The organism is Actinomadura sp. GTD37 (genome assembly GCF_041951365.1).
Classification (GTDB): Bacteria; Actinomycetota; Actinomycetes; order Streptosporangiales; family Streptosporangiaceae; genus Spirillospora.
Map to the genome: position 1 here is coordinate 515,774 of NZ_JBGNUS010000001.1, position 24,917 is coordinate 540,690.

Genomic DNA, 24,917 nt, shown 5'->3' on the forward strand with positions numbered 1-24,917 from the left:
GTAGTCAGGGCTGGCGTTTGCGCGCATTCGCGATGCCGATGCCGCTGACGCGGTGCCGGGGCGTTGCTGCCCAAGAGGGGCGCCAGACCGGCTCTGGAATGCTTGGCAGGCTTTCGAGGTGGGTGATGATTCCACGGAGCCCTGGGTGTGGATTCGTGCTGGGGAGGATGAGGGAGAGCGGGTAGGCGAGGGTCGGATTCACGACGGGAATGCGCCGCAGGTCGTGGTTCGTCGGCCAGATATACCGGTCGCGTGCTCCGATGAGGGTGGCCACGTCGGCGGATTCCGCGAGGGTGTCCAGGAGTACTTCGTCTCCGAAATGCGGGCCCGCCGCGTCGATGCGCAGGTCGAATTCGGTGGCGAGCTGGTCGTAGAACTCGCCCCATTCGCTTCGGGGTGCGATGCCCGGCACCCATATCCGGTGTCCGCGCAGCTGCGTCGGCGTCAGTTTGCGGGCGGACGCGAGCGGATGACCGGGGCCGACCAGCAGTTCGAGCGGGGAGTCGAACGCGGGGATCATCCGCAATCCGGACGGCAGCGCGGCCGGATCGGTGACGGTGCGGAACGAGGCGTCGATATCGCCCGCTTCGATGGCGGCGACCGCCGCGCGCGGGTCGTCGAATCTGAGGGTCACCACGTCGAGGTCGGTTCCGGGATGCGACCGCCAATAGTCGTGCAGGACGACGGCCTGCGCGCTTCGCAGGCCGAGAACGTCGATCCGAAGGGCCCGGGAGCCCGGCCTGACGGCGGTGACGGCGCGCTCGACGCCCGCGACGATGCTCCGGGCGTGGGGCAGGAACGCCTGCCCGTCGAGCGTCAGCTCGACCCCTCGGGCGGTACGCGTGAAAAGGCGGACTTCCAGCTCGCGCTCCAGGGAGGCTATGCGCTTGGAGACCGCCTGCTGCGTCACGTCCAGCTCATCGGCCGCGCGTTGCAGCTGCCCGAGCTCGGCCGCCCGGACGAACGATCGCAATGCCTCGGTGTCCACGGGTTCACCTTAGGCATGCACAACTAGGAGTTGTGGCTTGCCATGGTCCGGTTGTTTGATCCCGCGTGAACAGTGCTGATGTGCTGCGGACGTCCAAACCGCCGGTTGTCGGAGGGGAGCCATGTGCGCGTGAGATTGGGGTCCGACTTCAGGTGGCTGTGGTCGGCGTACGCCGTCAGCACGTACGGCACGTGGATCGCTTTCGGGGCGTTCCCGCTCATCGCGGTCGGGGTGCTGCACTCGTCGGCGTTCGCCGTCTCCGTCCTGGAGGCCGCCGGCCTGGCCGTCGCCGCGGTCGTCGCGGTCCCGATCGGGCCGTGGGTGGAGCACCGGGCCAAGCGTCCCGTGATGGTCGCGATGGACCTCGTCCGCTTCCTCGCGATGGCGAGCGTCCCGGTCGCGTACCTCGTCGGCCTGCTGACCTACGGCCAGCTGCTGGTCGTGTCGGTCGTCTGCGGAACGGCGGGCATCGCCTTCGCCGCCGCGTCCGGGGCGTACCTGAAGCACCTCGTCGACGCACGCCATCTCCTCGTCGCGAGCGGGCGGTTCGAGGGGACGAGCTGGATGGCGACCGCGGCCGGTCCGCCTCTCGGCGGTGCGTTCATCGGCGTTTTCGGCCCGGTCGTCACCGTCGCCGCCGACGCGGTCAGCTACCTGCTCTCCGCATTCGGGGTCCTCCGCATCCGCGGAGGCGACACGGCGTCGCCGCGCGACACGGCGTCACCGCGCGACACGGCGTCACCGCGCGACACGGCGTCACCGCGCGACATGGCGTCACCGCGCGACATGGCCAGGAGGATGCGCGCCGCCGACCTTCTGAACGGCTGGCGTCGCATCTTCCACGACCGCGCCCTGCGCCGCCTCTTCCTCAACACCATGACGGTCAACGGTCTGATCATGGCGTGCGGCCCGCTCATGGCCGTCCTCCTGCTGGGCCAGTACGGCCTTCCCGCCTGGCAGTACGGGCTGGCCTTCGGGGTTCCGGCGCTCGGCGGCTTCGCCGGCGCCCGCCTCTGCGCGCGCTTCGTCGCCCGCTGGGGCCGCTACCGCGTCATGATCGTTTCCGGCCGGCTGCGCTCGGTCTTCCCCCTCGGACTCGCGCTCACCGGCCCCGGCGTCCCCGGGCTCCTCACGGTGATCGCCGTCGAGGCCCTGCTGATCACCAGCGCGGGCGTCTTCAACCCCCTCAGCGCGGCAGAGCGCCTGCGGCGCACGCCTTCCGGGCATGTCGCGCGGGTGCTCAGCGCGTGGAGCATCAGCAGCAAACTCGCCCAGGCCACGCTGATGGTGGTCTGGGGCGTGATCGCGACGTTCACCGGCCCGCTCACCGCGATCACGATCTCCGGGGTGCTGCTGCTCGCGACCCCGCTCCTGCTGCCGAAGCGGGCGCACATGCCCGACCCCGTCACCGCACAGGTCCGGCCGCATGACTCCCCGCAACACCCCGCCCGCACCTGAAGGCACTCACCGGCGGCCGCGCGGGGTGTTCCCGTCGGCCGCCGGACTTGGTGCAGATCAGGCGAAGTCGTGTTCCCGGGTCGCGTTGTCCATGGACACGAGTCGTCCCGGCCGCGGAGGCGCGGTCAGCGGGCGGGGCGATCGAAGATGAGTTCGCGGCCGTCTTCCTCGTCCCATTGTTCGCCGACGTAGGTGAAGCCCTGGCCGGCGATCGTGGCGAGGGACGCCTTGTTGTCGGGGCTGATCGTGGCGCGGACGGTCGTGGCGGACGGTTCGGCGGCGGCGCGTTCCAGCAGGGCGGCGAGAATCGCGCGGGCGTAGCCCTTGCGGCGGTGGGCCGGGTCGACGGAGTAGGCGATCGTCACCGTGCCGTCCTCGGGCGCCCCGTGGAAGCCGGCGTGGCCGACGACCTGCCCTTCCGGTTCCGCGACGGCGGCCCGCACGATCCACGGTGCGTGGGACGGGTCGCGGCCGATCTGGGCGAGGCGGAATCTCCAGAGCGATTTCGCTTCGTCGGTCGTGAAGTAGCCGGTGAGGGGAATTCCGGTCGCGGCGGTGGCGCGCGGCAGGTCGGCGTCCAGGAGCGCGGTCATCGCGGCGGGGGGAAGCTCCACGAGACGGATGGCGGGAGGCATACGCGGCTCCTTTCGAGAGAAGGGTCGAGCCTATGACCGGGTCACGTGCGGACGCGATCGTGCGGACGCGATCGGGTCATCGGCCCTTTGCGTGGTGGTCGGCGAGGCGGGTGAGCAGGCCGGTGAGCTGTTCGCGTTCGGCGGATGAGAGCGGCGCGAGAAGGTCGTCCTGGATGCCGGCGAGCACCTCGTCCAGCTCCCGGAGGTGGCGGGAGCCGCCGGCGGTGAGCGTGATGATGTTGCGGCGCCGGTCGGACGGATCGGGTGAGCGGTCGACCAGCCCCTTGGCGGCGAGTTCGTTCAGGGCGGCGACGACGTCGCTGCGGTCGATCCCGGTGGTGCGGCCGAGGGTCGCCTGGCTGGCCGGGCCGTACTCGTCGAGGGCCGCGAGCAGCCGGTAGTGGTAGCCGCGGGCGCCCGCGGCGGCGAAGCCGGCGCCGACCAGCCGGTGGCTGTGCGCGGAGACGAGGTTGATCAGCCAGCTCGGGGCGTTCCGGAGGCGGGCGGGCGTCCGTGCGTCGGCCGTCATCATGCCGCTCAGTCTAGGGGGTTGTTGGCATGGCCAACAATGTCATATTGTTGGTTGAGCCAACGATTGGAGTGGTCATGGACGATCTGCAGCAGCTGTCCACGCTGGTCAGCCGCCTCGGGCGGTGGCTGGACGACAAGAGCCCCGGCGACGGGCGCGCCCTGTTCACCGAGGACGCGGAGGCGCACACCCCCGGCGGCGTCGCGAAGGGCGTCGGCGCGCTCATCGAGCAGGCGCGCCGCAACCACACAGTGCCGACCCAGCACTTCATCACCGATCCGCTCATCGACGTGGACGGCGACAAGGCCGCGATCGGCGCGAACCTCCTCGTCGTCTTCGCGCACGAGGCCGGTCCGCGCCTGCTGGGCGAGCGCTACGAACTGGAGGCCGCCCGGACGGGGGACGGCTGGCGCATCTCGCGAGTCCAGGCCCGGCCGATCTGGGAGGTCGCGAATGCCTGAGAACGCACCGTTCTGCCCGTAGGGAGAAGCGAGGTCGGCTGAGCGCGCGCGCAGGCGGGTACGGGCCGCCTGCTCGTCCGCTAGGGACGGTCGAGGAAGTCCCGGACGAGCTTCACGAATTCGTCCGGACGTTCCGCCATCAGGACGTGCCCGCTGTCGAACTCGGTGTACTCGCTGCCTTCGATGAGCGCGGCCACCTCCCGGTGGTTCTCGACGGGGAGTGTCTGGTCGAGAGTGCAGCCGACCACCAGCGTCGGCGCCTCGATCTTCGGGAGCAGCGCCCGGACGTCGAGCCGCCGCACCAGGTCGAGCTGGCGCAGCATGCCGTCCGTGGGACGCATGAAGCCGTGCGACTGCTCGGCGGCGTCATGCCCGATCCGGTTCAGGAAGTGGCGGCTGTAGGCGGCGACCGTGCCCAGCCGCCCGAACCCCTCGGGGCTGCCGGCGAGCGAGAGCCACAGCGTGAACAGCTGCCGGACGTACTCGTCCCCGGCGTGCGCGAGGCCCGCGATCGGGATCAGGCGCCGGACGAGATCGGGGCGCAGCGCGGCCGCGGCGGCGGCCGTCGGCGCGCCCAGCGAGAAGCCGACCAGGTCCACCGGGCCGCCGCCGGTGTCCTCGATCACGGCGATGACCTGGGCCGCGAGCGCCTCGACGGTCAGCGGCGCGCCGTCGTCCCCGGCGGGATCGGAACCGGCGAGGTCGGGCAGGACCACGGTGTTGCGGTCGGTGAAGCGGTCGACGAGCGCGTCCCACATGATCGAGCCGGGGCCGGCGCCGTGGACGAGGACGAGGGCGGGCCCGGCGCCCCGCGTCCGGTAGGTGATCCGGGCGTTTCCAACGGTCAGGTTCGTCATGCCCCCGACGCTGCCGGAACGCGGCCGGGATGAGGAGCGGACCGCTCTGGCTAGGACAGGCGGTCCCAGTCTCAACCGCGCCGCGAGCGCGGATCATTGGGGCATGGACATGAACCGCCGCGACCTCGCCGACTTCCTCCGGCGCTCGCGGGAGCGGCTGCGCCCGCGGGACGCCGGTCTCGCGGCGGGACCGAGGCGCCGCACGCCGGGGCTGCGCCGGGAGGAGGTCTCGCAGCTCGCGGGCATGTCCGCGGACTACTACATGCGGCTCGAACAGGCGCGCAGCCCGCAGCCGTCCGCCCAGATCCTCGCCGCGCTGGCCCGCGCGCTGCGGCTGACCGGGGACGAGCGCGACCACCTGTACGTCCTCGCCGGGCACCGTCCGCCCGCCGGGCCGTTCGCGGGCGAGCACGTCCGGCCGGGCCTGCTGCACCTCCTCGACCGGCTGGACGAGACGCCCGCACAGATCATCGGCGACCTCGGCGACCTGCTCGCGCAGAACGCCATGGCCGAATCACTTCTCGGCTGCGTCTGCACCGTGGAAGGGCCCGACCGCAACATCGTGTGGCGGTGGTTCACCGACCCGTTCGTCCGGGAGGCGTATTCGCCGGAGGAGCACGGGTACTACAGCCGCCTGCACGTCGCCGACCTGCGTGCCGCCGTCACCCGGCGGGGCGCCGACGAACCGGCGCGGGCGCTCGTCCGGCGGCTCCGCGAGGCGAGCGAGGAGTTCGGCCGGCACTGGGAGCGCCACGAGGTCGCCGTCCGCCGCACCAGCCGGATGAGGGTGTTGCACCCCCAGGTGGGGCCGATCGAGTTCGACGCGGAGGTCCTCCTCACGCCGGCCGAGGACCAGCGCCTCGTCGCGTTCACCCCGCCCCCCGGCAGCGCGACGGCCGACGCTCTCGCCCTCCTCCGCGTCATAGGGCCCGAAACGGCCCACCGCAGCCACGTCTGACTCAGGGCGAGGGGGTCAGCCGCCAGAGGGACGTCGTCTCGGCGGCGCGGGCCGCGTGGAGCGGGTCGTCCGGGTCGGCGGCCCGCGGGTGGACGGGCTTGGCGTCGAGCCTGCCCGCGACCGCCAGGCCGGACGCCTCGAACAGCGCGCGGAGGTCGTCGCGGGAGCGGAGGCCGAGGTGTTCGGCCAGGTCGGACAGGATCAGCCAGCCCTCGCCGTCCGGTTCGAGGTGGTCGGCGAGGCCGCCGAGGAAACCGCGGAGCATACGTCCGTCCGGGTCGTAGACGGCGTGTTCGAGGGGCGAGCTGGGCTTGGCGGGCACCCACGGCGGGTTGCACACGATGAGCCCGGCCCGTCCTTCGGGGAAAAGGTCGGCTTGGACGACCTCGACCTGTTGCGCCACATCCAGCCGGTTGACGTTCTCCTGGGCGCACGCAAGCGCGCGCGGGTCGAGGTCGGTGGCGACGACGCGCTCCACGCCGCGACGGGCCAGCACCACTGCCAGGACACCCGTGCCGGTTCCGATGTCGAACGCCGTCTTCGTCGGCGGAAGCGGCGCTTCGGCGACCAGGTCCACGTACTCCCCTCTGACCGGAGAGAAGACCCCGTAATGAGGATGGATCCGGTCGCCGTCCAACGCGGGGACGGGCACGCCCTTCGCACGCCATTCATGCGCGCCGATCAGCCCGAGCAGTTCACGCAGTGACGTGACGTAGGCATGGTCGTCCGGCCCGTAGACCTCCGTACAGGCGTCCTGGACGGAAGGTGCGCGGCGTAGCGGGATGACGTGTCCCGGGTCGAACGGCACGAGCAGCATGCCGAGCGTCCGCGCGCGCTGGGCCCGTGCCTGCCGGTAGAGGTGGAACGCCTGCACCTGGGACGGTTCCTGCTTGCCCTTCTTGCGCCGGGGCGGACGGTCGATCCGGCGTGCCATCGCGGTGAGGAGCTGCCGCGCGTTCTGGAAGTCGCCGCGCCACAGCAGCGCGGTGCCCTCGCACGCCAGCCGGTAGGCGTCGTCCGCGCGGGTCTCGTCGTCGGCGACCACGACGCGGCGGGGCGGCGGCGCGCCGTTCTCCGACCGCCAGCGGACGCGATGGTCCCGGCCGCCCTCCCGCCAGGAGATCTCGTCCACACCGAGTACCGTATCCGGCGTGCGTCTACCTGGGGCATTGCATGCCGCGAACGAGGGGCTCGCCTTCCTGCTGGAGGTGGCGGCCATCGTCGCGCTGGCGTGGTGGGGTGTCACCACCGGCGGCAACGTGCTCCTCAACATCGTCCTTGGGCTGGGCGCGCCGGCGGCCGCGATCGTGCTGTGGGGCCTGTTCGCCGCGCCGCGCGCCCGGTTCAAGGTCGCACTGCCGTTCGTCCTCCTGGTGAAGGCCGTCGTTTTCGGCGCCGGCGCACTGGCGTTCTACGGCGTGGAGCACGGCACGGTAGCGATCGTGTTCGCCGTGGTGGTCGTGCTCAACACCGCCCTAGCGACACTGGACCGCGAAGCCCATTTCCGCACCGCCACCTGAGCACCGTTAAGCGAGGTCCGCGCTGGACAGGTGCGTGGACGTCTCGGACAGTTTCCGTAGCGCCGCCTCTGAGGGCGAGCCTGGTTCGGCCGCGTAGAGCATCAGGCGGCTGAGGTCGGGGTCGCCGGGCAGATGCAGGGTCTCGAACGGCAGGACGAGCCGCCCCACCTGCGGGTGGTCGATGCGCGCCTCGCCGTGCGTCAGATCGGTGACGTGATGGTCCGACCACATCCGACCGAATTCAGGGCTTCGCTCCCGCAGGGAGTCGATCAGCGCGCGCAGGCGCGGGTCGTCCGGGTCCTGCCCGGCACGGAGGCGTAGATAGGCGACGTTCCGGCGGGCCACGGTCGTCCAGTTGTCGCCCAGCCGGGCCCGGTAGTCGTCGTTCAGGTGGATCTGGTGCGACCAGGTCCGCTCGTCCGCCGGGACGTTCGCCAGATCGACGAACACGGCGGCCGTGAGCCGGTTCCACGCGACGACGTTCGTGCAGTGGCCGACGATGTACGCGGGCGCTTGCGTGATCGAGTCGAGCAGGTGCTGGAGCGGGGCCCGCGGGCGCGGCGGTCCGGCGACGGCCGCGCGGTGCGGCGGGTGCGCGAGGCGGTGCAGGTGGGCGTGCTCGTCGCCGTCCAGCCGCAGCGCGCGCGAGACGGCGTCCAGGACCTCGGCCGACACGCCGTCGGCCGTCCCCTGTTCGAGCCGGATGTAGTACGCGACGCTGACGCCGGCGAGCTGCGCCAGCTCCTCGCGCCGCAGGCCGGGCACGCGCCGCCGCGTCCCGTACGCGGGGACGCCGGCGTCCCCGGGGCGCAGTCGAGCGCGCCGCGACTTCAGGAACTCGCCGAGCTCGTTGGTGCGCGCCATGCCGCCGAGGCTATCCGCGGCCGCTGGGTTACCGTTGTCCGCACTTGTCCGGGTGAGGGAGGCGGGGGCCGCGGATGTACCCACAGCGGTTCGGGAAGTACGAGTTGCTGGCCGAACTGGGCGAGGGCGGCATGGGCACCGCCTATCTGGGGCGGGCGCCGGACGGCCGGGTCGTCGCGCTGAAGACGATGAACCGGATCACCTTCTACAGCGAGGACGGCCCCCGGAGGTTCGAGCGGGAGACGGCCGCGCTGCGCAAGGTCGACGACCCGCACGTCGCCGCCTTCGTCGACGCCGACCTGGCGGGCCCGTCCCCCTACCTGGTCACCGAGTACGTCCAGGGGCGGCCCCTGGACGCGGTCGTGGCGGAGGGGCCGCTCGGGGAGGACGGCCTCCGCAGGCTCGGCCTCGGCCTGGCGCGGGCCTTGGACGCCCTCCACGCCGCGGATCTGATCCACCGGGACGTCAAACCGGCCAACATCATCATCGCGGGCGGCGAGCCCGTGCTCATCGATCTCGGCATCGCCCACCACATCGACCGGACCCGGATCACGACCAGGCCGATCGGCACGTGGTGCTACCTCGCTCCCGAACTCCTGGCGGACAGGCGGCCGACCGAGGCGGCGGACGTGTTCGGCTGGGGCGCGGTCATGGCCTACGCGGCGACCGGCCGCCGGTGCTTCGCGGCGGACTCGACACCGGCGATCATCAACCAGATCCTCAACGTGGAGCCGGATATATCCGGCGTTCCCGGCTGGCTGCGTGGCATCGTCGGCCGGGCGCTCGCCAAGGACCCCGCGGCCCGCCCGTCCGTCCGGTCGCTGCGCGAGGCGATGGCGGACCGTCCGCAGGTGGACCTGCTCCAGGCCGCCTACCAGGACGCGCGTGACGCGCACGAGCACGCCCGAGCCGAGGGCATCGCCTTCGGCCTGCACGCTATCGCCGTCGCCGCCGGGGACGCCGCGCTGGCGGCGAGCAGCCTGCTGGACCAGGCGCACGCCGCACGCTACTCGGGCAGGCTCGACCGTGCCGAGACGCTGTTCGAGGAGGCGCGGGACGGCTCCGCCGCCGTCCGGGCACGCCAGGACGAGGGCTGGGCCTGGGACGGGGTGGGCGTCTGCCGCCACGGACGGGGCGAGTACGACGCGGCGGGGCAGGCGTTCGCCGCGGCGCTCGCCATCGCCGAGGAGGTCGGCGACACCGTGCTGCGCGCATGGAACCTGTGCAACCTCGGGAGTCTCGCGCTGCGGCGCGGCGATGCCGCGGACGCCGCCGCCCGCTACGACGCGGGGGTGGCCGCGTCCCGGGAGCATCCGGACATCCAGCATGAGGCCCTGGCCGGCAGGGCGCGCTGCGCGCTGGCGCAGGACGAGCCCGAGAACGCCGAGTTGCTGTACCGGCGGGCCGCCCAGGCCGCGCGGGAGATCGGGAACCACGGCGGGGCGGGCTGGGCGTGGTACGACCTCGGCGAGTCCGCGCGCGGACGGGAAAGTTTCGATGCGGCCAGGGAAGCACTGGAGAGCGCCCTGCGCATCGCCACCGAGCACGGCGACCGTCTCATGGAGGGCTGGACCCGCTGCAAGCTCGCCGGATGCCTCCGGGACACCGGTGCCAAGGACGAGGCGGTCGCCATGTACGAGAAGGCCCGCGACGTCGCCGACCGTCTGAACGATGAGAAAATGAGGAACTACGCCACGACCCGCCTGGAGGCGCTGACCTCCTCCTGACCCTGGCCATGCTTGGGAAACCAGGTTCGTTCTGGTTCCCAGGTTCTCTGAACCTGCTACTGGGAGTGGTACGAACAAGCGGGGTCTGGGTAAGCGCGCCCTAGGCAGCGATGGTCGGTCGCATGACCGCACTCATCACGCCTGTGTCCGCTCCCATCGAGCGGATGTCGTCGCGGAACAAGCTGGTTCTGACCCTTCTGCTCGGCGCGCAGTTCATGCTCGCCATCGACTTCTCCATCCTGAACGTGGCGTTGCCCGTCGTCGGCAGGGGGCTGAGCTTCGCCCTGGACGACCTGCAATGGATCGCGACGGCGTTCGCCCTTCCCGCCGCCGGCTTCACGCTCCTGTTCGGCCGCGTCGCCGATCTGTTCGGACGGCGGCGGATGCTGCTCGCAGGCATGGCTCTCCTGGCCGGAGGGTCCCTGATCGGCGGGCTGGCCATGTCACCGGCGATGCTGCTGTTCGGGCGGATTCTGCAAGGGCTGGCCACGGCGGTCGCCACACCGGCCGCCCTGTCGCTGCTCACCACGTCCTTCCCGGAGGGGCGGCTCAGGACGCGGGCGCTCGGGCTGAGCGGCGCGCTGATGTCGGCCGGGTTCACCACCGGCGCGATCCTCGGCGGCGTGCTCACCGACCTGCTGAGCTGGCGCTGGGCCTTCCTGGTCAACGTGCCGGTCGCGGTGGTGATCCTCGCGGTCACGCCCGCGGTGGTCACCGAGAGCCGGGCGCGGGACGGCGCGAAGCTGGACATCCCGGGCGCGGTGACCGTCACCGGCGGCCTCCTCGCGCTCGTCTACGGGATCACGGCGGCCGGATCGCGCATCTCGCTGCCCGCGATCGGCGCGCTCACGGTCGCGGCCGTCCTGCTCGTCGCCTTCGTCCTGGTGGAGCGGCGTTCGGCGGCACCGCTCGCGCCGCCGCGCGTCCTGACCCGCCGGACCGTCACCTGGGGCAACGTGGGTGGGTTCGTCGCCTTCGCCACTGAAACATCGCTGGTGTTCCTGCTGACGCTGTACCTCCAGAAGGTCATGGACTTCTCGCCGCTCGCGACGGGCCTCGCGCTGGGCGTCCTCGGCGCCGGGACGTTCGCCGGCGGTGTCGCCGCGCCCCGGATCATCGGCCGGCTCGGCGGCCGGGCGGCGCTCGTCTCCGGACTCGTCCTGCAGGCCGCCGCGACGGCCGGGCTGCTCGGCCTCGGCGAGTCGCGCGGCGGGCTCGGCCTGCTGCTCGCCGCCACCGCCATCGGGGGCTTCGGGAACCTTGTCGCGATCGTCGCGTTCATGGGGATCGCGACGTCCGGGCTGCCGGACGGCGAGCAGGGCCTCGCGACCGGCCTCGCCACCATGACGCAGCAGGTCGCGATCACGCTCGGCATCCCCGTGATGAGCGCCGTGGCCACCGCGAACTCCTCGGTCCTCGGCGGCGTGCACACCGCGACGGCGGTGAACGCCGTGGTCGTCCTCGCCGGAGCGGCCCTCGTCGGCGCGTTCCTGCGCCGCGCCTGAAAGGGGCCGCCGCGGACCTCGAACCCGGTGGCAGGGTTCGCACCGTCATCGGCTTCCGCCGGGATCGACGAGGCGGGGCTGGGGCCGGCTCTGAAGGTTCGCGTGCCGGACGCCGTGGAGGCGTCCGGCACGCCGCCGATTGGGCAGTGCCCTTCAGACCGGGACCTTGTCGAGGAAACCGGTCACGCGGTCGAAGCGGCCGTCGTCGCCGAAGACGGCCACGTCGAAGCCGGCGGCGACCGCGTGCCCGCCCTCGGGGCCGAGCTCCCAGGTGAAGCGCGCCACGTTGTGGTGGGCGTCGACGGCGCCCGCCGGACGGAACACCAGGCCGGGGAACTGCCGCTGCGCGGCGCCGATGAACGCGTCGATCGCGTCCCGTCCCTCGGCCACGCCGAGCGGGTCGACGTAGACCGGGGTGTCCGTCCACAGTTCGTCGATCGCGGCGCGCCGCGCGGCCGGGTCCGTCTCGTTCCAGATGGCCAGGTACCGCTCGACCCGCTGCTGAACGTCGCTCATGTCATGACTCCCGTCTGATCGACCGTGTTCGTCCCCCGGTGACCACCACGCTGCCAACATCGCGACAGAAGATCGATTACCTGGGACGTCATACCCGGTCAACCGAGCACGACCCGATCGGCGTATCTGAGGGGGCGCGGCGGCCTCAGCACCACCTCGTCGGGCTCGGAAGCCGGTAACACGGGACTATCGGGCGGTTGCTCCATGATTCCGGGATCGTAGCGGCAGCGACGTTGATGTCGCTTTTCCGCTAGTGACGGCGCACCACCATGGGTGATGCTGGGTGCATGCACGAGGACGTGGAAAGGTGCGTACGGGCCGTCCAGTCGAAGGACGCCCGCTTCGACGGATGGTTCTTCACCGGGGTGGTGACCACCGGTATCTACTGCCGTCCTAGCTGTCCGGTCGTCCCGCCCAAGCCCGAGAACATGCGCTTCTACCCCAGCGCCGCCGCGGCGCAGCAGGCCGGGTTCCGGGCCTGCAAGCGATGCCGGCCCGACACCTCCCCTGGCTCGCCCGAATGGAACCACAGGGCGGACGCCGTCGCGCGGGCCATGCGCCTCATCGCGGACGGCGTCGTCGACCGCGAGGGCGTGCCCGGCCTCGCCGGACGGCTCGGCTACAGCACACGCCAGATCGAACGCCAGCTCAACGCTGAACTGGGTGCAGGTCCACTCGCCCTGGCGCGAGCCCAGCGCGCCCAGACGGCGCGTCTCCTCATCGAAACGACGCCCCTCCCGATGGGGGACGTCGCCTTCGCGGCGGGGTTCGCCAGTATCCGCGCCTTCAACGACACCGTCCGCGAGGTGTTCGCGCTCACTCCCACCGGGTTGCGCGACCGTGTCGCCAAGGGACATCCCCCTGCGGGCTCAGGGACGCTCTCCCTGCGGTTGCCCTTCCGCGCGCCGCTCTGCCCGGACAACCTCTTCGGGCATCTCACGGCCACCGCCGTCCCAGGCGTCGAAGAGTGGCGGGACGGTGCGTTCCGCCGCGCCATGCGCCTCCCCCACGGACACGGCATCGCGACCCTCCGGCCCACGCCCGACCACGTCGCCTGCACGCTGAGCCTCACCGACCTGCGCGACCTCACGATCGCGATCAGCCGCTGCCGCTGGATGCTCGACCTGGACGCCGACCCCATCGCGGTGGACGATCTGCTCCGCACCGACGCCGTCCTGGCGCCGCTGGTCGACAAGGCCCCCGGACGACGTGTGCCACGCACTGTGGACGCCCCGGAGTTCGCCGTACGGGCCGTCCTGGGCCAGCAGGTGTCCACGGCCGCGGCCCGCACCCATGCGGCGCGCTTGGTGACGGCCTACGGCGACCCCATAGACGACCCCGGCGGCGGCCTGACGCACCTCTTCCCGACGCCGTCCGCCCTGGCCGACCTCGACCCGGAGGCGCTCGCCTTCCCGAAGACCCGGCGCACCACCCTCCTCGCCCTCGTCGACGCCCTCGCGAACGGCGGAATCGACCTCGGCGTAGGGAGCGACTGGGACGAGGCCCGCGCGCGCTTGTCCGAGCTACCCGGCTTCGGCCCCTGGACGATCGAGACCATCGCGATGCGCGCGCTCGGCGATCCGGACGCCTTCATCCCGAGCGACCTGGGAATCCGAGCCGCCGCCAAGGCCCTCGACCTGCCGGCGACACCTGCCGCGCTGACCCGGCGCGCCGCCCAGTGGCGCCCTTGGCGGGCCTACGCCGTCCAGTACCTGTGGGCCACGGGCGACCATCCCATCAACCTGCTTCCCGCACACTGAGGAACCTCATGTCTACACAAGTCGCCACCTCTACACACGTCGTCTTGGACAGCCCCGTCGGCCCCCTCACCTTGGTGGCGACGGACGGCGCCCTGTCCGGGCTCTACATGGAGATGCAGCGGCACCTTCCGTCCGAGGAGACCTTCGGCGCGCTCGCCGACCCGGACACCGAACCCTTTGCGACCGTCGCCGCGCAGCTCACCGCGTACTTCGCCGGGGAACTGACCGCGTTCGACGTCCCGCTCGACCTCCACGGGACGCCGTTCCAGCGGCGCGTCTGGGCGGCACTCCAGGAGATCCCCTACGGCGAGACCACCACCTACGGCGAACTCGCCGCCGAGATCGGCAGCCCGTCCGCGGCCCGCGCGGTCGGCCTCGCCAACGGACGCAACCCGGTCGGCGTCATCGTCCCCTGCCACCGCGTCGTCGGATCCACCGGCTCCCTCACCGGCTACGGCGGCGGCCTCGACCGCAAGCGCCACCTCCTCGACTTCGAGCGCGAGACCCGCACCGGAGCCGACGGGGCAACGCTCTTCTGACCGTTTGTCAGAGGCGGCGGCTAACGTGCTCAACGTAGCCGTTCACCCTTGGAGGCTGATCGAGGTGGAGTTCCGAGTCGACCGGCAGACGCTCGCCGACGCCGTCGCATGGGCGGCGCGGACGCTGCCGACGCGCCCCGCGCTCCCCATCCTGGCGGGGATGCTCGTGGAGGTCACCGACAAGGGCGGGCTCACCCTCGCCGCGTTCGACTACGAGGTGTCCGCGCACGCCCGGGAGGACGCCGACGTCGCCGAGCCGGGCCGCGTCCTCGTCCCCGGCCGCCTCCTGTCGGACATCGTCCGCAACCTCCCGCCGCACCCCGTGGAGGTCTTCACGAAGGGCTCCGAGGTCGTCGTCCGCTGCGGCCCGGCCGAGTTCGGCCTGCTGACGCTGCCCGTCGAGGACTACCCCACCCTTCCCGAGCCGCCCGCCCGCGCCGGCACCGTCCCCGGCGACCTGTTCGCCGCCGCGGTCGCCCAGGTCACCCCCGCCGCCGGGCGCGACGAGACCCTGCCCATGCTCACCGGCGTCCGCATCGACATCGAGGGCGACACGATGTGGCTCGCCTGCACCGACCGGTACCGCATCGCCGCGCGCGAGCTGACGTGGTCGCCCGACGCCCCCGACTTCACCGCCGGCGTCGTCGTCCCCGCGCGCACCCTCGCCGACACCGCCAAGTCGATCAAGCGGGGCGCGGAGGTCGCCATCGACCTCGGCGGCGCCGCCGACACCCTCATCGGCGTCTCCGGCGGCGGCCGCAGCATGACCAGCCGCCTGCTGGACGACCAGTACATCAACTACCGGTCCCGCCTCACCGGCACCTGGTCGTCCGTCGCCGAGATCCGCGTCGCCCCGTTCGTCGAGGCGATCAAACGCGCCGCCCTCGTCACCGAGCGCGGCACCCCGATCCGCCTCGCCTTCACCGCCGACGAGGTCCGCATCCGCGCCGCCACGGGCGACTCCGCCCGCGCCAACGAGGCGCTCTCCGCGACCCTCACCGGCGACGACATCGACATCGCCTTCGCGCCGCAGTACCTCCTGGACGGCCTGGCCGGCATCGACGCCGAGTACGCCCGCCTCGAATGCGCCGGCCCCACCAAGGCCGCCCTCCTCACCGCCATCCCCGACAAGAAGGACGACGAGGAGGCCCCGCCCGAGTCCGACACCGGCTACCGCTACCTGGCCATGCCCGTCCGCCTCACGTCCTGACCGCCCGTTGCACGTCCTGACCGCCCGCGCCCAGCGTCACAGGTCCAGGACGGCGAGGACGAAGCGGACCTCGTCCTCGCCCGCGTTCCCGTAGGCGTGGGGGCGGTCGCCGACGAACACGGCGGCGGCTCCCTCGTCGACGAGTTCCGTCCTGCCGTCCACGCCGAGGGTCAGTGTGCCCCGCTGGACGTAGACGATCTCCTTGGTGCCCGGCACGTGCGCGTCGCTCTCCCGCGTCTCCCCCGGCTGGAGCACCCAGTTCCACAGTTCCAGCGACGGCCTCGGGTCGCTCCCCGCCAGCAGCGTCCCCGTCCCGCCGTGCTCGCCCTCCCACAGGACGACGTGCCGCTCGGGCCGGAACATCCGCACCGGCGGCTCCACCTCCACCTGCACGAGGCGCGTCAACGGCACGCCGAGCGCGTCCGAGATGCGGATGAGCGTGCCCAGGTTCGGGTTGCCGCGCCCCTGCTCCAGCCCGACGAGGACGCCCTTGCTCACGCCGGCGCGTCCGGCCAGCTCGTCCAGGCTCCACCCGTGGCCGGCCCGCAGCGCGCGGACGGTCCGCGCCACGGCCTCCCCGATCGCCTCCTGCCCGCTCAATCACCCTCCCGCGTTGGTCCGGCGTGCCGGGCGAGCGGACGCCCTCCCGCCGCGCGAGGTGCGCGCATCGCTTCGCCGCACCGTCGCGATCAGTTTCCCGCAGCCCGGCTCCGCCCCGGCACGCGGCCGCGACGCTCCGGCTTCCAGCGGTGCGGTCCGCGCGTTCCGCCCGGTCGCGGCGACTCCACCGTATGCGCCGAGCGGTCGGTATAGTGTTATGGACATACCATTAAAGTGACCGTTGGAGGGTTCGGGATGTTGGAGCGGGTTGCCGTGGACGAGGCGGTCCGGGAGTTGCGGCCCGATTTCGCCGTGCTCGTCATGACCGCCGAAGGGCTGGTGAACGGGCCCGGCGACCAGGTGTCGGAGGGCTGGCTGGCCGAGGCCGCCGGGAAGGCCGACGCCGGCGACCCGCACGTGGCGGCGTGGCGGGAGGCGTACCAGGCGTTCGGGGCCAAGCCGAAGCGGACCCGGCCGTCGGTGGACGCGCTGCTCCGCCGCACGGACGCGCTCCCGTCCATCAACAAGGTCGTGGACGCCTACAACTCGGTCAGCATCGAGTACGCGCTGCCGATCGGCGGCGAGGACCTCGACGCCTACCAGGGCCCGGCCCGGCTCGTCCGCGCCACCGGCGACGAGCCGTTCGACGTGGTCGCCGGAGGGGAGCCCGCCGTGGAGCACCCCAACGCGGGCGAGGTCGTCTGGCGCGACGACGCGGGCGTGACGTGCCGGCGCTGGAACTGGCGGCAGTGCGTCCGGACGCGCGTGACGGAGCACACCAAGAACGCCCTCTTCCTGCTCGAACGCCTGGAGCCGTACCCGCTGGAGCGGCTGGCCGAGGCGGGCGAGCGGCTCGCGGAGCGGCTCCGCGCCATCACACCGGACGCGCGGATCGAAAGCCGGCTGCTCGGCGGACGCTGATGGTCACGATCCTCGCGCTGAGTGCCGCGCTCGCCTACGGGGTGGCCGACTTCCTCGGCGGCACCGTGACCCGCGGTTCGACGGCGATCCGGGCGCTGACCTGGTGCGTGCCGATCGGCCTCGGGGTCGTCCTGGCGGCCGCGCTGCTCAGCGGCGGCAGCCCCGGCGCGATGCCGATGACCTGGGGATTCGTGGCCGGGATCGCGGGCGGCGCCGGGCTGATCACGTTCTACCGGGCGCTGGCCCGGGGCCCGATGAGCGTGGTGGCGCCCGTGTCGGCGCTCGCCGCCGCGGTCCTCCCGGTCGCCGCGGGCATCGCGAAGGGCGAGCGGCTGGACGCGTCCGTCCTGCTCGGGGTGCTGCTCTGCCTCGTGGCGATCGGGCTGGTCAGCATGGAGGCGAACGACACCGCGGGGGCCGCGGCGCCGCGTGCGGCCGGCCGGCGCCGGCTCCTCGACTCGGGCCCCCTCATGGCCGGCATATCCGGTGCCTGCTTCGGCGTCTTCTTCGTCCTGCTGAAGGAGGCCGGGGACGGCAGCGGCCTGTGGCCGATCGTCGGCGCGCGGCTGGGCAACCTGGTCATCGTCGCGGTCGCGCTGCTGGTCCTTGCGGTCCGCGGCGGCGACCGGGGCCCGAAGGTGTCCGGGCGGACGCTGATCGGGCTGGCGCTGCTGTCCGGCAGCCTGGACGCGGGTGCGAACGTCCTGTACTTCCTGGCCGTCCACGAGGGCATGCTCAGCCTCGCCGCCGTCCTCACGTCCCTCTACCCCGCGATCACGGTGCTGCTCGCGAGGATCGCCTACAGCGAGCGCCTGCGCGTCGTCCAGCGGGTGGGCATGGCCGTTGCCGTCGCGGGCGTGGCACTGGTCACGGTGGGCTGAGCCCCCAGGAAAAGCGAAAGGGCCGCGAACTGCGTCGCGGCCCTCGGCACAGGCGGTGGTGGTGGGATTCGAACCCACGGAAGCTTGCACTTCACACGCTTTCGAGGTCTGCGACCCCCTGTCCACTCATGATCGCCGGAGTACTTCGCACTCACTCAGGCGTCGTCAAGGCACGTAGGAGGCTATTCGGCGTTCGTGGCCAGACGCCCATGAACGAGCCTGAACGAACCTCGGTCGGCGACCAACTGAGACTAGAAGTGAGACTGCTCAACGGCCCCCGCTGGCTGGCACGAGTGGGCCCGAGTCCTTCAGAACTTGGTTTTTATGTCGGTCTTCGCTATCCGGCGGATCTCATCTGCACTCTGGCTCAGGTCCGCGTAGCGCAGGTCCGCGCCGCTCAGGTTCGCGCCGCGCAGGTCCGGGCTGCGCTGGTCCGGGCCGCGCAGGTTTGCGCCGCTCAGGTTTGCGCCGCTCAGGTTCGCGCCGCGCAGGTCTGCGCCGCTCAGGTCCGCGCTGCTCAGCTTCGCGCCGCTCAGGTCCGCGCTTCTCAGGTCCGCGCCGCTCAGGTCCGCGCTGCTCAGCTTCGCGACGCGCAGGTCCGCGCCGCTCAGCTTCGCGCCGCTCAGGTCCGCGTAGCGCAGGTTCGCGACGCGCAGGTCCGCGCCGCTCAGCTTCGCGCCGCTCAGGTCCGCGTAGCGCAGGTTCGCGACGCGCAGGTCCGCGCCGCTCAGCTTCGTGCCGATCAGGTCCGCGTAGTGCAGGTCCGCGCCGTTCAGGTTGGCTTTGCTGAAGTGGGCTTTAGGAAGACTGATGTGGGGGGTGCGGATCTGGTGGAGGTCGAGGGGCGGAACGGGGTAGGGGTTGTTGGCCAGGGTGGTGAGTGCGGCGGCGATGTCGGTGGAGGGTTCTATGGGGAGCTTGGCCTGCTTGATCGTGGGTGCGGGGTCGTGTTCGCGGGTGAAGCCGGCCAGCAGGGCAGTGATGGCGTCACGGTCGCGGGGGGAGTCGGTCAGGAGTCGGGTGAAGGCGTGGATGGCGCCGAGGCGGATGGTGGTGTCGTCGTCGGCTAAGGCTTCGAGGGCCTTGGCGTATCGGTCGGTGAGCTGGCTTTCCTGGGCGACCTTCAGGTTCTTCTGAGAGTTGCGCAGGTCCTCCTGGGAGGTGCGCACGGCCATACCGGTGGCGACCAGGCTGCCTGCGGTGAACAGCACACCGAACAGAATGCCCAGCGAGTTGAGCCATTGATGTCGTTCGGCCCGGTGTCGGTCGCGCAACTCCAGTCGCACCTCGGCGGGGAGTCGGTCGAGTTCATCCTGGGTCGGCAACGTGATCCTGAGTGACCGCCTGGTGGGTGGCGCCTGGGCGGTTTCGTCCTGCCCCTGTTCCTGACCGTCGCCCTCGGTTTCAGAGTCGCTCACAGGCAGAGCCCACGGGGCGAAGGACCGTCGCCGGGCGGGCCCGGTTCGGGCACGGTGTGGTCATCGACAAGGGCTGGACCGAGCAAGGCGACTCCTGGCGGACGGAGGAAGGGGAGAACTCGTCATCGCGGTAACAATCTGCAACTGGAACGACCCGCGGGGACGTGAGTGCGGCAGGCGACCAGGCGTGGCCACACTTTCAACCTTGCCCGTTCAGTCAACTGCTTAGAACCGCACCATCGGCGGCTCTCACTCTGCTGACCTGCGTTCGGATCTTCTGTGAGTGGGTCCTCGCTCGCCTCCCAACGCAGCAGACAAGCTAGGCCGCCGTCACTCCGTGGAGCTTGCCGACCGCTTCAACCGGACAGCCTCTGACCGTCGGCGCACAGCGTCTGAGCGATGTCGTGAGCCGAACCCTGGAAGCAATTGACTCCGCTCGCTTCGGAATGAGACAGAGTGAGCGGGGCGCAACCCTTCCGAAGATTAGTTAGTGCAGGATGCTGGACATATCACGAAGCTGCCCTCCCCGTGGCGGTGCATATTCTTGCACATAAGGCGAATCGATATCTGCTCGCGGGTTAGGTCAACGCTTATGCCTCGGCGGTCGGGCGGATGCGGCGCGGCGGGACCGGTCGGGCCGCGCGCCCGTCACGCCGGGCAACAGGTTCGGGCGGAGACCGGCCGCACCAAATCCAAGGCCGGACGTCGAATGATCGGGCTACCCGCGCCGCTCCTGGAGCTTCTCAAGGCGCACAGGGCTCAGCAGGACGCCGAGCGTGAGCAGGCGCGGCAACTCTGGGCCGACAAGGGATACGTCTTCACCAAGCCGGACGGTGAGCCGCTCAACCCCTTCACTGACTACCACGAGTGGAAAGCCCTCCTCGTGACGGCCGGCCTCCGCGAGGCCCGGCTACACGACGCTCGGCACACGGCCGCGACGGTCCTCCTCATCCTGGGAGTGCCGACGCCGACCGCGATGGCCATCATGGGGTGGTCGAGCGCCTCCATGGCCAAGCGGTACCAGCACATGAGCGACGTCATCCGGAGCGACGTCGCGGAGCGCGTGGCGGGACTCCTCTGGGAGCCGACTGAGGACCAGGACGACGACCCCGACGGGGGTCAGGGGGCGGCCTAGCAGCGGCAAACGAGACTAAAACTGAGACTAGAAAGCGCTGAGGGCGGGACCATCGGTCCCGCCCTCTAGGCGTCTGGCCAGGTGAACGGCCGTTCGGGTGGCGGTGGTGGTGGGATTCGAACCCACGGAAGCTTGCACTTCACACGCTTTCGAGGCGTGCGCCCTCGTCCACTAGGCGACACCACCGCGGGAGAGCCTACCTGACTCTGCGGTTCGTGAAGAACTCGATAAGCGGTGCGGCGCACTCGTCGGCCAGCAACTCGGCGATCACCTCGGGGCGGTGGTTGAGCCGCCGGTCGCGGACGACGTCCCACAGCGACCCGGCCGCGCCCGCCTTGGGGTCGACCGCGCCGTAGACGACGCGGTCCAGGCGGGCCTGGACGGACGCGCCCGCGCACATCGTGCAGGGCTCCAGCGTGACGACCAGCGTGCAGCCCGACAGCCGCCACGTCCCGAGGGACGCCGCCGCGGCCCGCATCGCGACGATCTCCGCGTGCCCGGTCGGGTCGGACGAGCGCTCGCGGTCATTGCGGCCCGTGCCGATGACCGCGCCGGACGCGTCCAGAACGACCGCCCCGACCGGGATCTCCCCCTCCTGCGCCGCCTTGCGCGCCTCCGCGAGCGCCCGCCGCATCGCCGGTGCGAACCGGGCGAGCACCGGGTCGGCCGCCGGGTCGTTCCGGTCAGTCACGGAGGCGGTCGAACTCTTCGCCGAAACCGGCGTGTTCGGCGACGGTGAGGAGGGCGTCGCCGGGGAGGGCGCGCTCGCCGAGGTCGGCGAGCCGCTTGGCGTCGAGCCCGAGGTCGTGGAGGAGGGCCGGGTCGCCTGCGGGGTCGCCGTCCGGGACCTCGCCGACGAGCTGCTGGAACAGCGAGCCGAGCCGGTCCTCGCGGACGGTGGACACGTAGGCGCGGGGCTCGCCCTCCCCGTCCAGCCGGACGATCGCGAACCAGTCGTCGTCCTGCTCGATCATCAGCAGCACCGGGTCGCCGTAGGACTCGACTGCGGCCTCCCGCATCAGGTCGGCGACGTCGTCGACGTGGTCCGCCTCGGCGAGCACGGCCTCGGTGCCGACCCAGCCCTGGGGGGTCTGCGCGAACACGGCGGCGAAGTATGACACGTGCTCATTGTGACCCACGTGGTTGCCATGGTCACACCCTTCGCGGCGGCGGAATCCGGGCACCGCGTGCCCGGCAACAGTCGTGAATAAACTTCGGGTTTTGTCCGGTGGCGGACGGCCCGCCGTCCTTCCCCCGCGCCCCACGGGTCCGGATACTGCACAGCGGTCCCCTTCCGGGAGGAGAGCCATGGGTGCGGACGAACTGACCAGGCGCGGGTTTCTCGCGGGGACGGCGGGCGCCGCGGCGATCCTCGCGACGAGCGCCGCCGGAGGATCCTCCACCGAGGCCCATGCCGCCCAGCTCGCGGCGGCGAAACGCGCGCCGGTCGCCGACCTCCCCGACCCGGAGGACTCCGGCATCGACCACATCGTGGTCGTGATGATGGAGAACCGGTCCTTCGACCACTACATGGGCTGGGTCCCGGGCGCGGACGGCCGCCAGGCCGGACTCGCCTACACCGACGCCGCGGGCAACGAGCACGCCACCCACCATCTGAAGGCGCCGTGGGGCTGCGGGTTCCAGGACCCCGACCACTCCTACGAGGGCGGACGCGCCGAGTACAACGGCGGCGCATGCGACGGATGGCTGCGCGCCGGCGACAACGACGTGTTCTCCATCGGCTACTACGAGGGCCCCGACCTCGGCTTCCACGGCCACGCCGCCCTCGACTGGACGGTCTGCGACCGCTACTTCTCGGCGATCATGTCGTGCACGTTCCCGAACCGGATCTTCCAGCACGCGGCACAGACCGACCGGATCGACAACGCGCTGACGATCTCCGAGGTCACCACGATCTGGGACCGGCTGAAGGCCAAGGGCGTCTCGTGCCGCTACTACTTCAGCGACGCGCCGATCACCGCGCTCTGGGGGCTGCGCCACCTCGACATCAGCCGGCACATCACCGAGTTCCGCAGCGACGCCAGGAAGGGCCGCCTGCCCGCCGTCAGCTTCGTGGAGCCCGGCTTCCTCGGGGAGCTCTTCCTGCCGGGCATGTCCGAGGACGAGCACCCGCTCGCCGACATCCGGTTCGGGCAGGCGTTCCTGAACGAGGTCTACACGACGGTCGTGAGCTCGCCGAACTGGCCGCGCACCCTCTTCGTGATCAACTACGACGAGTGGGGCGGGTTCTTCGACCACGTCCCGCCGCCCGAGGGCCCCGACCCGCGCCCGGACCTCGGCACCGGCCTGCGCGGCTTCCGCGTCCCGTGCCTGCTGATCTCCCCGCGGGCCCGGCGCGGCGCCGTCGCGCACGAGGTGTACGACCACACGTCCGTCCTGAAGGCGATCGAGTGGCGCTGGGGCCTGGAGCCGCTGACCGTCCGGGACGCCGCCGCCCGCAACATCGCCGAGGTCCTCGACTTCTCCGGGCCGCCCGACCTGCGCGCACCCCGCTACGACGCCCGCCGCCCGATCAGCCTCGGCTGCCTGGACCCGGCCCACAGCCACACCGGCGACGACTGGGCGGGCCTCAGCGCCTACGCCCGTGCCAACGGCTTCCCGGGCTCCGCCTGACCGGACGGCGGGCCGGGCGCCGCGGCTCAGGAGACGGCGTCGAGGGCGCGTTCGAAGGCGGGGGCGAAGCCGATGCGCCCGGCGATGCTGAGGAGCATCTCGTCCGGGTAGAGCTCCAGGTCGCCGGAGATCGCGCCGAGCTCCATCTCGTCCAGCCCGAGATCGGCGAAGATCGACATGTCGCCGACCGGGAGGACCTGGTCGAGTTCCTCGTCGTCGGGGATCGGGATGTCCAGGTAGTCGAGGACCTGGCCGGCCAGCGGCCAGTCGACCGAGGCCGTGACGTCCGACAGGAACACCATGACGTCGTCGCCGAGCAGCCGGATCGCCACGAAGAAGTCGTCGCCGACCGAGACCAGCCCGACCGTGCCGCCGAGGCTCGGCTGCTGGCGCAGGGCATGGACCAGCCCCGCGAGGTCCTCGGTCAGCGCGACCGGGAGGATCTCGGCCTCCCAGCCCTCGTCTTCCCGGTACACCACCACGGCGAAGTCCGTCGCGTCCACATCCGTCATTTCCACCCCACCGGCGCGTCTCCTGCCAGGGCATGGTCGCAGATGCGGCGCGCGCTCGCGTGCCCCACCGTCAAACTCGGCGCCGCACCCCCGAGTAAGACCGGGAGTCGACACCACGTATTGGTACCTGGCGCCAAGAACCTATCCAATCCGCATCAATTGATGCGGAAGGTGCGGCGGCGCAGCGCCGCGTGGATCCGCGCCCGGCGGGACCGGTGCGGCGTCACCCGGCGGCGCAGCTCGCGGGCCTCCGCCAGCTCGCGCAGGAAGATCGCCCGGCGGCGCAGGTGCTCGCGCACCTCCTCGGGGGAGATGTTGCCCTGGGGGCCCGGACGCGGCGGGGCGTCCGGCTCTGTGACTTCGGTCACCGCGGCGTCGGCAGGCGGGGGAGCGGCGGACTCGGGAGCGGCGGGTCCGGGCGTCCCGGGAGGTCCGGGAGCGGCGGATCCGGGCGGCGGCGCCCCCGGACCGGGCGGATCGGGCGCGGGTTCGCGCGCCGGCGCCGGTCCTCTCGGCTGGTGATCGCGTTCGCTGTTCATATCGCCATACTGCCCAGCTCAGCGGCGTCCTATCCTGGATCGGCAGGGTCCGGCCGGGCGGACGGGGTGGGCTACGGTGAGCCCATGCAGACCCTCGCCGTCGATCACCCCCTCGTCGCGCACAAGCTCACCACGCTGCGGGACGTCCGCACCGACTCCCCCACCTTCCGGCGCCTGGCGGACGAGCTGGTCACCCTGCTGGCCTACGAGGCCACCCGCGACGTGCGGGTCGCGGAGGCCACCGTCCGGACCCCGCTCGTCGAGGCGCGCGGCGTCCAGCTGGCGAGCCCGAAGCCGCTCGTCGTGCCGATCCTGCGCGCCGGCCTCGGCATGCTGGACGGGATGACGCGGCTGCTGCCCACGGCCGAGGTCGGGTTCCTCGGCATGATCCGGGACGAGGGCACCCTGCAGGCCCAGACGTACGCGACCCGGCTGCCGGACGACCTGTCGGGACGGCAGTGCTACGTCCTCGACCCGATGCTCGCCACCGGCGGGACGCTCGCCGCCGCGATCCGGCTGCTGGTCGAGCGCGGCGCCGACGACGTCACCGCGATCTGCCTGCTCGCCGCGCCCGAAGGGCTGAAGTACCTGGAGCAGGCGTTCACCGGCATCACGGCGCCGATCAAGGTCGTCACCGCCGCGATCGACTCCCACCTGAACGAGCAGGGCTTCATCATGCCCGGCCTCGGGGACGCGGGGGACCGCCTCTACGGCGTCGTCTGAAACCGGCCGCCGCCGGGCCCGTCCGGC

General features: G+C 71.8%; 27 protein-coding genes and 1 tRNA gene. 14 read left to right on the forward strand and 14 right to left on the reverse strand.

The features are described 5' to 3' along the window. Positions 1–4 precede the first annotated feature (4 nt). A complete protein-coding gene (locus ACA511_RS02525) occupies positions 5–988 on the reverse strand; it encodes a LysR family transcriptional regulator (protein WP_375022367.1) in 984 nt (327 codons plus the stop codon). Positions 989–1,117: 129 nt separating this feature from the next. Here ACA511_RS02525 and ACA511_RS02530 point away from each other — a divergent pair, with 129 nt between their 5' ends. Further along, positions 1,118–2,446, forward strand: coding sequence for an MFS transporter (locus tag ACA511_RS02530; protein ID WP_375022368.1), 1,329 nt, complete (start codon positions 1,118–1,120; stop codon positions 2,444–2,446). A 125-nt stretch (positions 2,447–2,571) separates the two neighbouring features. Here the strand turns inward: ACA511_RS02530 and ACA511_RS02535 are convergent, their stop codons facing one another. Beyond that, positions 2,572–3,081, reverse strand: coding sequence for a GNAT family N-acetyltransferase (locus ACA511_RS02535; RefSeq protein ID WP_375022369.1), 510 nt, complete (start codon positions 3,079–3,081; stop codon positions 2,572–2,574). 76 nt (positions 3,082–3,157) lie between these two features. Continuing rightward, complete coding sequence (locus ACA511_RS02540; protein ID WP_375022370.1) at positions 3,158–3,613, reverse strand: MarR family winged helix-turn-helix transcriptional regulator; 456 nt, start codon at positions 3,611–3,613, stop codon at positions 3,158–3,160. Between the two features lie 74 nt (positions 3,614–3,687). On the opposite strand from ACA511_RS02540, the gene ACA511_RS02545 reads away from it, so the two are divergent. Next, complete coding sequence (locus tag ACA511_RS02545) at positions 3,688–4,071, forward strand: nuclear transport factor 2 family protein (RefSeq protein WP_375022371.1); 384 nt, start codon at positions 3,688–3,690, stop codon at positions 4,069–4,071. A gap of 80 nt (positions 4,072–4,151) precedes the next feature. Here the strand turns inward: ACA511_RS02545 and ACA511_RS02550 are convergent, their stop codons facing one another. Further along, positions 4,152–4,928, reverse strand: a complete 777-nt coding sequence (locus tag ACA511_RS02550; protein ID WP_375022372.1) for an alpha/beta fold hydrolase — start codon at positions 4,926–4,928, stop codon at positions 4,152–4,154. A 103-nt stretch (positions 4,929–5,031) separates the two neighbouring features. Between ACA511_RS02550 and ACA511_RS02555 the strand changes: the two genes are divergently transcribed. Further along, positions 5,032–5,886: a helix-turn-helix transcriptional regulator gene (locus ACA511_RS02555; protein WP_375022373.1), complete on the forward strand. Its 855-nt coding sequence runs from the start codon at positions 5,032–5,034 to the stop codon at positions 5,884–5,886. A gap of 1 nt (position 5,887) precedes the next feature. On the opposite strand, the gene ACA511_RS02560 is transcribed toward ACA511_RS02555, so the two are convergent. Then, positions 5,888–7,018 carry a 50S ribosomal protein L11 methyltransferase gene (locus ACA511_RS02560; protein ID WP_375022374.1) on the reverse strand — a complete coding sequence of 377 codons (1,131 nt, stop codon included), beginning with the start codon at positions 7,016–7,018 and terminating at the stop codon, positions 5,888–5,890. A 19-nt stretch (positions 7,019–7,037) separates the two neighbouring features. Between ACA511_RS02560 and ACA511_RS02565 the strand changes: the two genes are divergently transcribed. After that, a complete protein-coding gene (locus ACA511_RS02565) occupies positions 7,038–7,406 on the forward strand; it encodes a YrdB family protein (protein WP_375022375.1) in 369 nt (122 codons plus the stop codon). 6 nt (positions 7,407–7,412) lie between these two features. Here ACA511_RS02565 and ACA511_RS02570 read toward each other — a convergent pair whose 3' ends face one another. Then, positions 7,413–8,270, reverse strand: coding sequence for a helix-turn-helix domain-containing protein (locus ACA511_RS02570; RefSeq protein WP_375022376.1), 858 nt, complete (start codon positions 8,268–8,270; stop codon positions 7,413–7,415). Between the two features lie 74 nt (positions 8,271–8,344). Between ACA511_RS02570 and ACA511_RS02575 the strand changes: the two genes are divergently transcribed. Then, on the forward strand, positions 8,345–9,997 hold the full coding sequence (locus ACA511_RS02575; RefSeq protein WP_375022377.1) for a tetratricopeptide repeat protein: 1,653 nt from the start codon (positions 8,345–8,347) through the stop codon (positions 9,995–9,997). Positions 9,998–10,119: 122 nt separating this feature from the next. Then, positions 10,120–11,502 (forward strand): MFS transporter, encoded by a 1,383-nt coding sequence (locus ACA511_RS02580; protein WP_375022378.1) that lies wholly within the window; start codon positions 10,120–10,122, stop codon positions 11,500–11,502. 153 nt (positions 11,503–11,655) lie between these two features. Here ACA511_RS02580 and ACA511_RS02585 read toward each other — a convergent pair whose 3' ends face one another. Then, positions 11,656–12,018: a nuclear transport factor 2 family protein gene (locus ACA511_RS02585; RefSeq protein WP_375022379.1), complete on the reverse strand. Its 363-nt coding sequence runs from the start codon at positions 12,016–12,018 to the stop codon at positions 11,656–11,658. 287 nt (positions 12,019–12,305) lie between these two features. Between ACA511_RS02585 and ACA511_RS02590 the strand changes: the two genes are divergently transcribed. The 3 genes from ACA511_RS02590 (at position 12,306) to dnaN (ending at position 15,527) form a co-directional block, all read left to right on the forward strand. Next, a complete protein-coding gene (locus ACA511_RS02590; RefSeq protein WP_375022380.1) occupies positions 12,306–13,778 on the forward strand; it encodes an AlkA N-terminal domain-containing protein in 1,473 nt (490 codons plus the stop codon). Between the two features lie 8 nt (positions 13,779–13,786). Continuing rightward, on the forward strand, positions 13,787–14,317 hold the full coding sequence (locus tag ACA511_RS02595; protein ID WP_375022381.1) for a methylated-DNA--[protein]-cysteine S-methyltransferase: 531 nt from the start codon (positions 13,787–13,789) through the stop codon (positions 14,315–14,317). A gap of 64 nt (positions 14,318–14,381) precedes the next feature. Next, positions 14,382–15,527 (forward strand): DNA polymerase III subunit beta, encoded by a 1,146-nt coding sequence (dnaN, locus tag ACA511_RS02600; RefSeq protein WP_375022382.1) that lies wholly within the window; start codon positions 14,382–14,384, stop codon positions 15,525–15,527. A gap of 36 nt (positions 15,528–15,563) precedes the next feature. Here dnaN and ACA511_RS02605 read toward each other — a convergent pair whose 3' ends face one another. After that, positions 15,564–16,127 carry a helix-turn-helix domain-containing protein gene (locus ACA511_RS02605; RefSeq protein WP_375022383.1) on the reverse strand — a complete coding sequence of 188 codons (564 nt, stop codon included), beginning with the start codon at positions 16,125–16,127 and terminating at the stop codon, positions 15,564–15,566. A gap of 255 nt (positions 16,128–16,382) precedes the next feature. On the opposite strand from ACA511_RS02605, the gene ACA511_RS02610 reads away from it, so the two are divergent. Both ACA511_RS02610 and ACA511_RS02615 read left to right on the forward strand, forming a co-directional pair. After that, entirely contained in the window at positions 16,383–17,048 is a 666-nt protein-coding gene (locus ACA511_RS02610) for a B3/4 domain-containing protein (protein WP_375022384.1), read from the forward strand. Beyond that, positions 17,048–17,929, forward strand: coding sequence for an EamA family transporter (locus ACA511_RS02615; protein WP_375022385.1), 882 nt, complete (start codon positions 17,048–17,050; stop codon positions 17,927–17,929). Before ACA511_RS02610 ends, ACA511_RS02615 begins: the two co-directional genes overlap by 1 nt. A 308-nt stretch (positions 17,930–18,237) precedes the next feature. On the opposite strand, the gene ACA511_RS02620 is transcribed toward ACA511_RS02615, so the two are convergent. Continuing rightward, positions 18,238–19,347: a pentapeptide repeat-containing protein gene (locus ACA511_RS02620; protein WP_375022386.1), complete on the reverse strand. Its 1,110-nt coding sequence runs from the start codon at positions 19,345–19,347 to the stop codon at positions 18,238–18,240. A 709-nt stretch (positions 19,348–20,056) separates the two neighbouring features. Here ACA511_RS02620 and ACA511_RS02625 point away from each other — a divergent pair. Then, the gene (locus ACA511_RS02625; protein WP_375022387.1) at positions 20,057–20,482 is read left to right on the forward strand and encodes a tyrosine-type recombinase/integrase; all 426 of its coding nucleotides are present in this window, start codon (positions 20,057–20,059) and stop codon (positions 20,480–20,482) included. A 98-nt stretch (positions 20,483–20,580) separates the two neighbouring features. Here the strand turns inward: ACA511_RS02625 and ACA511_RS02630 are convergent. The 3 genes from ACA511_RS02630 to ACA511_RS02640 form a co-directional block, all read right to left on the reverse strand. After that, positions 20,581–20,668: transfer RNA gene (locus tag ACA511_RS02630), tRNA-Ser, on the reverse strand. 10 nt (positions 20,669–20,678) lie between these two features. After that, a complete protein-coding gene (tadA, locus tag ACA511_RS02635) occupies positions 20,679–21,116 on the reverse strand; it encodes a tRNA adenosine(34) deaminase TadA (protein ID WP_375024672.1) in 438 nt (145 codons plus the stop codon). A gap of 49 nt (positions 21,117–21,165) precedes the next feature. Then, complete coding sequence (locus ACA511_RS02640) at positions 21,166–21,603, reverse strand: tRNA adenosine deaminase-associated protein (protein WP_375022388.1); 438 nt, start codon at positions 21,601–21,603, stop codon at positions 21,166–21,168. 187 nt (positions 21,604–21,790) lie between these two features. Between ACA511_RS02640 and ACA511_RS02645 the strand changes: the two genes are divergently transcribed. After that, a complete protein-coding gene (locus tag ACA511_RS02645) occupies positions 21,791–23,116 on the forward strand; it encodes an alkaline phosphatase family protein (protein WP_375022389.1) in 1,326 nt (441 codons plus the stop codon). A gap of 26 nt (positions 23,117–23,142) precedes the next feature. Here the strand turns inward: ACA511_RS02645 and ACA511_RS02650 are convergent, their stop codons facing one another. Then, a complete protein-coding gene (locus ACA511_RS02650; RefSeq protein ID WP_375022390.1) occupies positions 23,143–23,628 on the reverse strand; it encodes a tRNA adenosine deaminase-associated protein in 486 nt (161 codons plus the stop codon). Positions 23,629–23,783: 155 nt separating this feature from the next. After that, positions 23,784–23,996, reverse strand: a complete 213-nt coding sequence (locus ACA511_RS02655; RefSeq protein ID WP_375022391.1) for a hypothetical protein — start codon at positions 23,994–23,996, stop codon at positions 23,784–23,786. Between the two features lie 255 nt (positions 23,997–24,251). Here ACA511_RS02655 and upp point away from each other — a divergent pair, with 255 nt between their 5' ends. Beyond that, positions 24,252–24,890, forward strand: coding sequence for a uracil phosphoribosyltransferase (upp, locus tag ACA511_RS02660; protein WP_375022392.1), 639 nt, complete (start codon positions 24,252–24,254; stop codon positions 24,888–24,890). Positions 24,891–24,917: the final 27 nt, after the last annotated feature.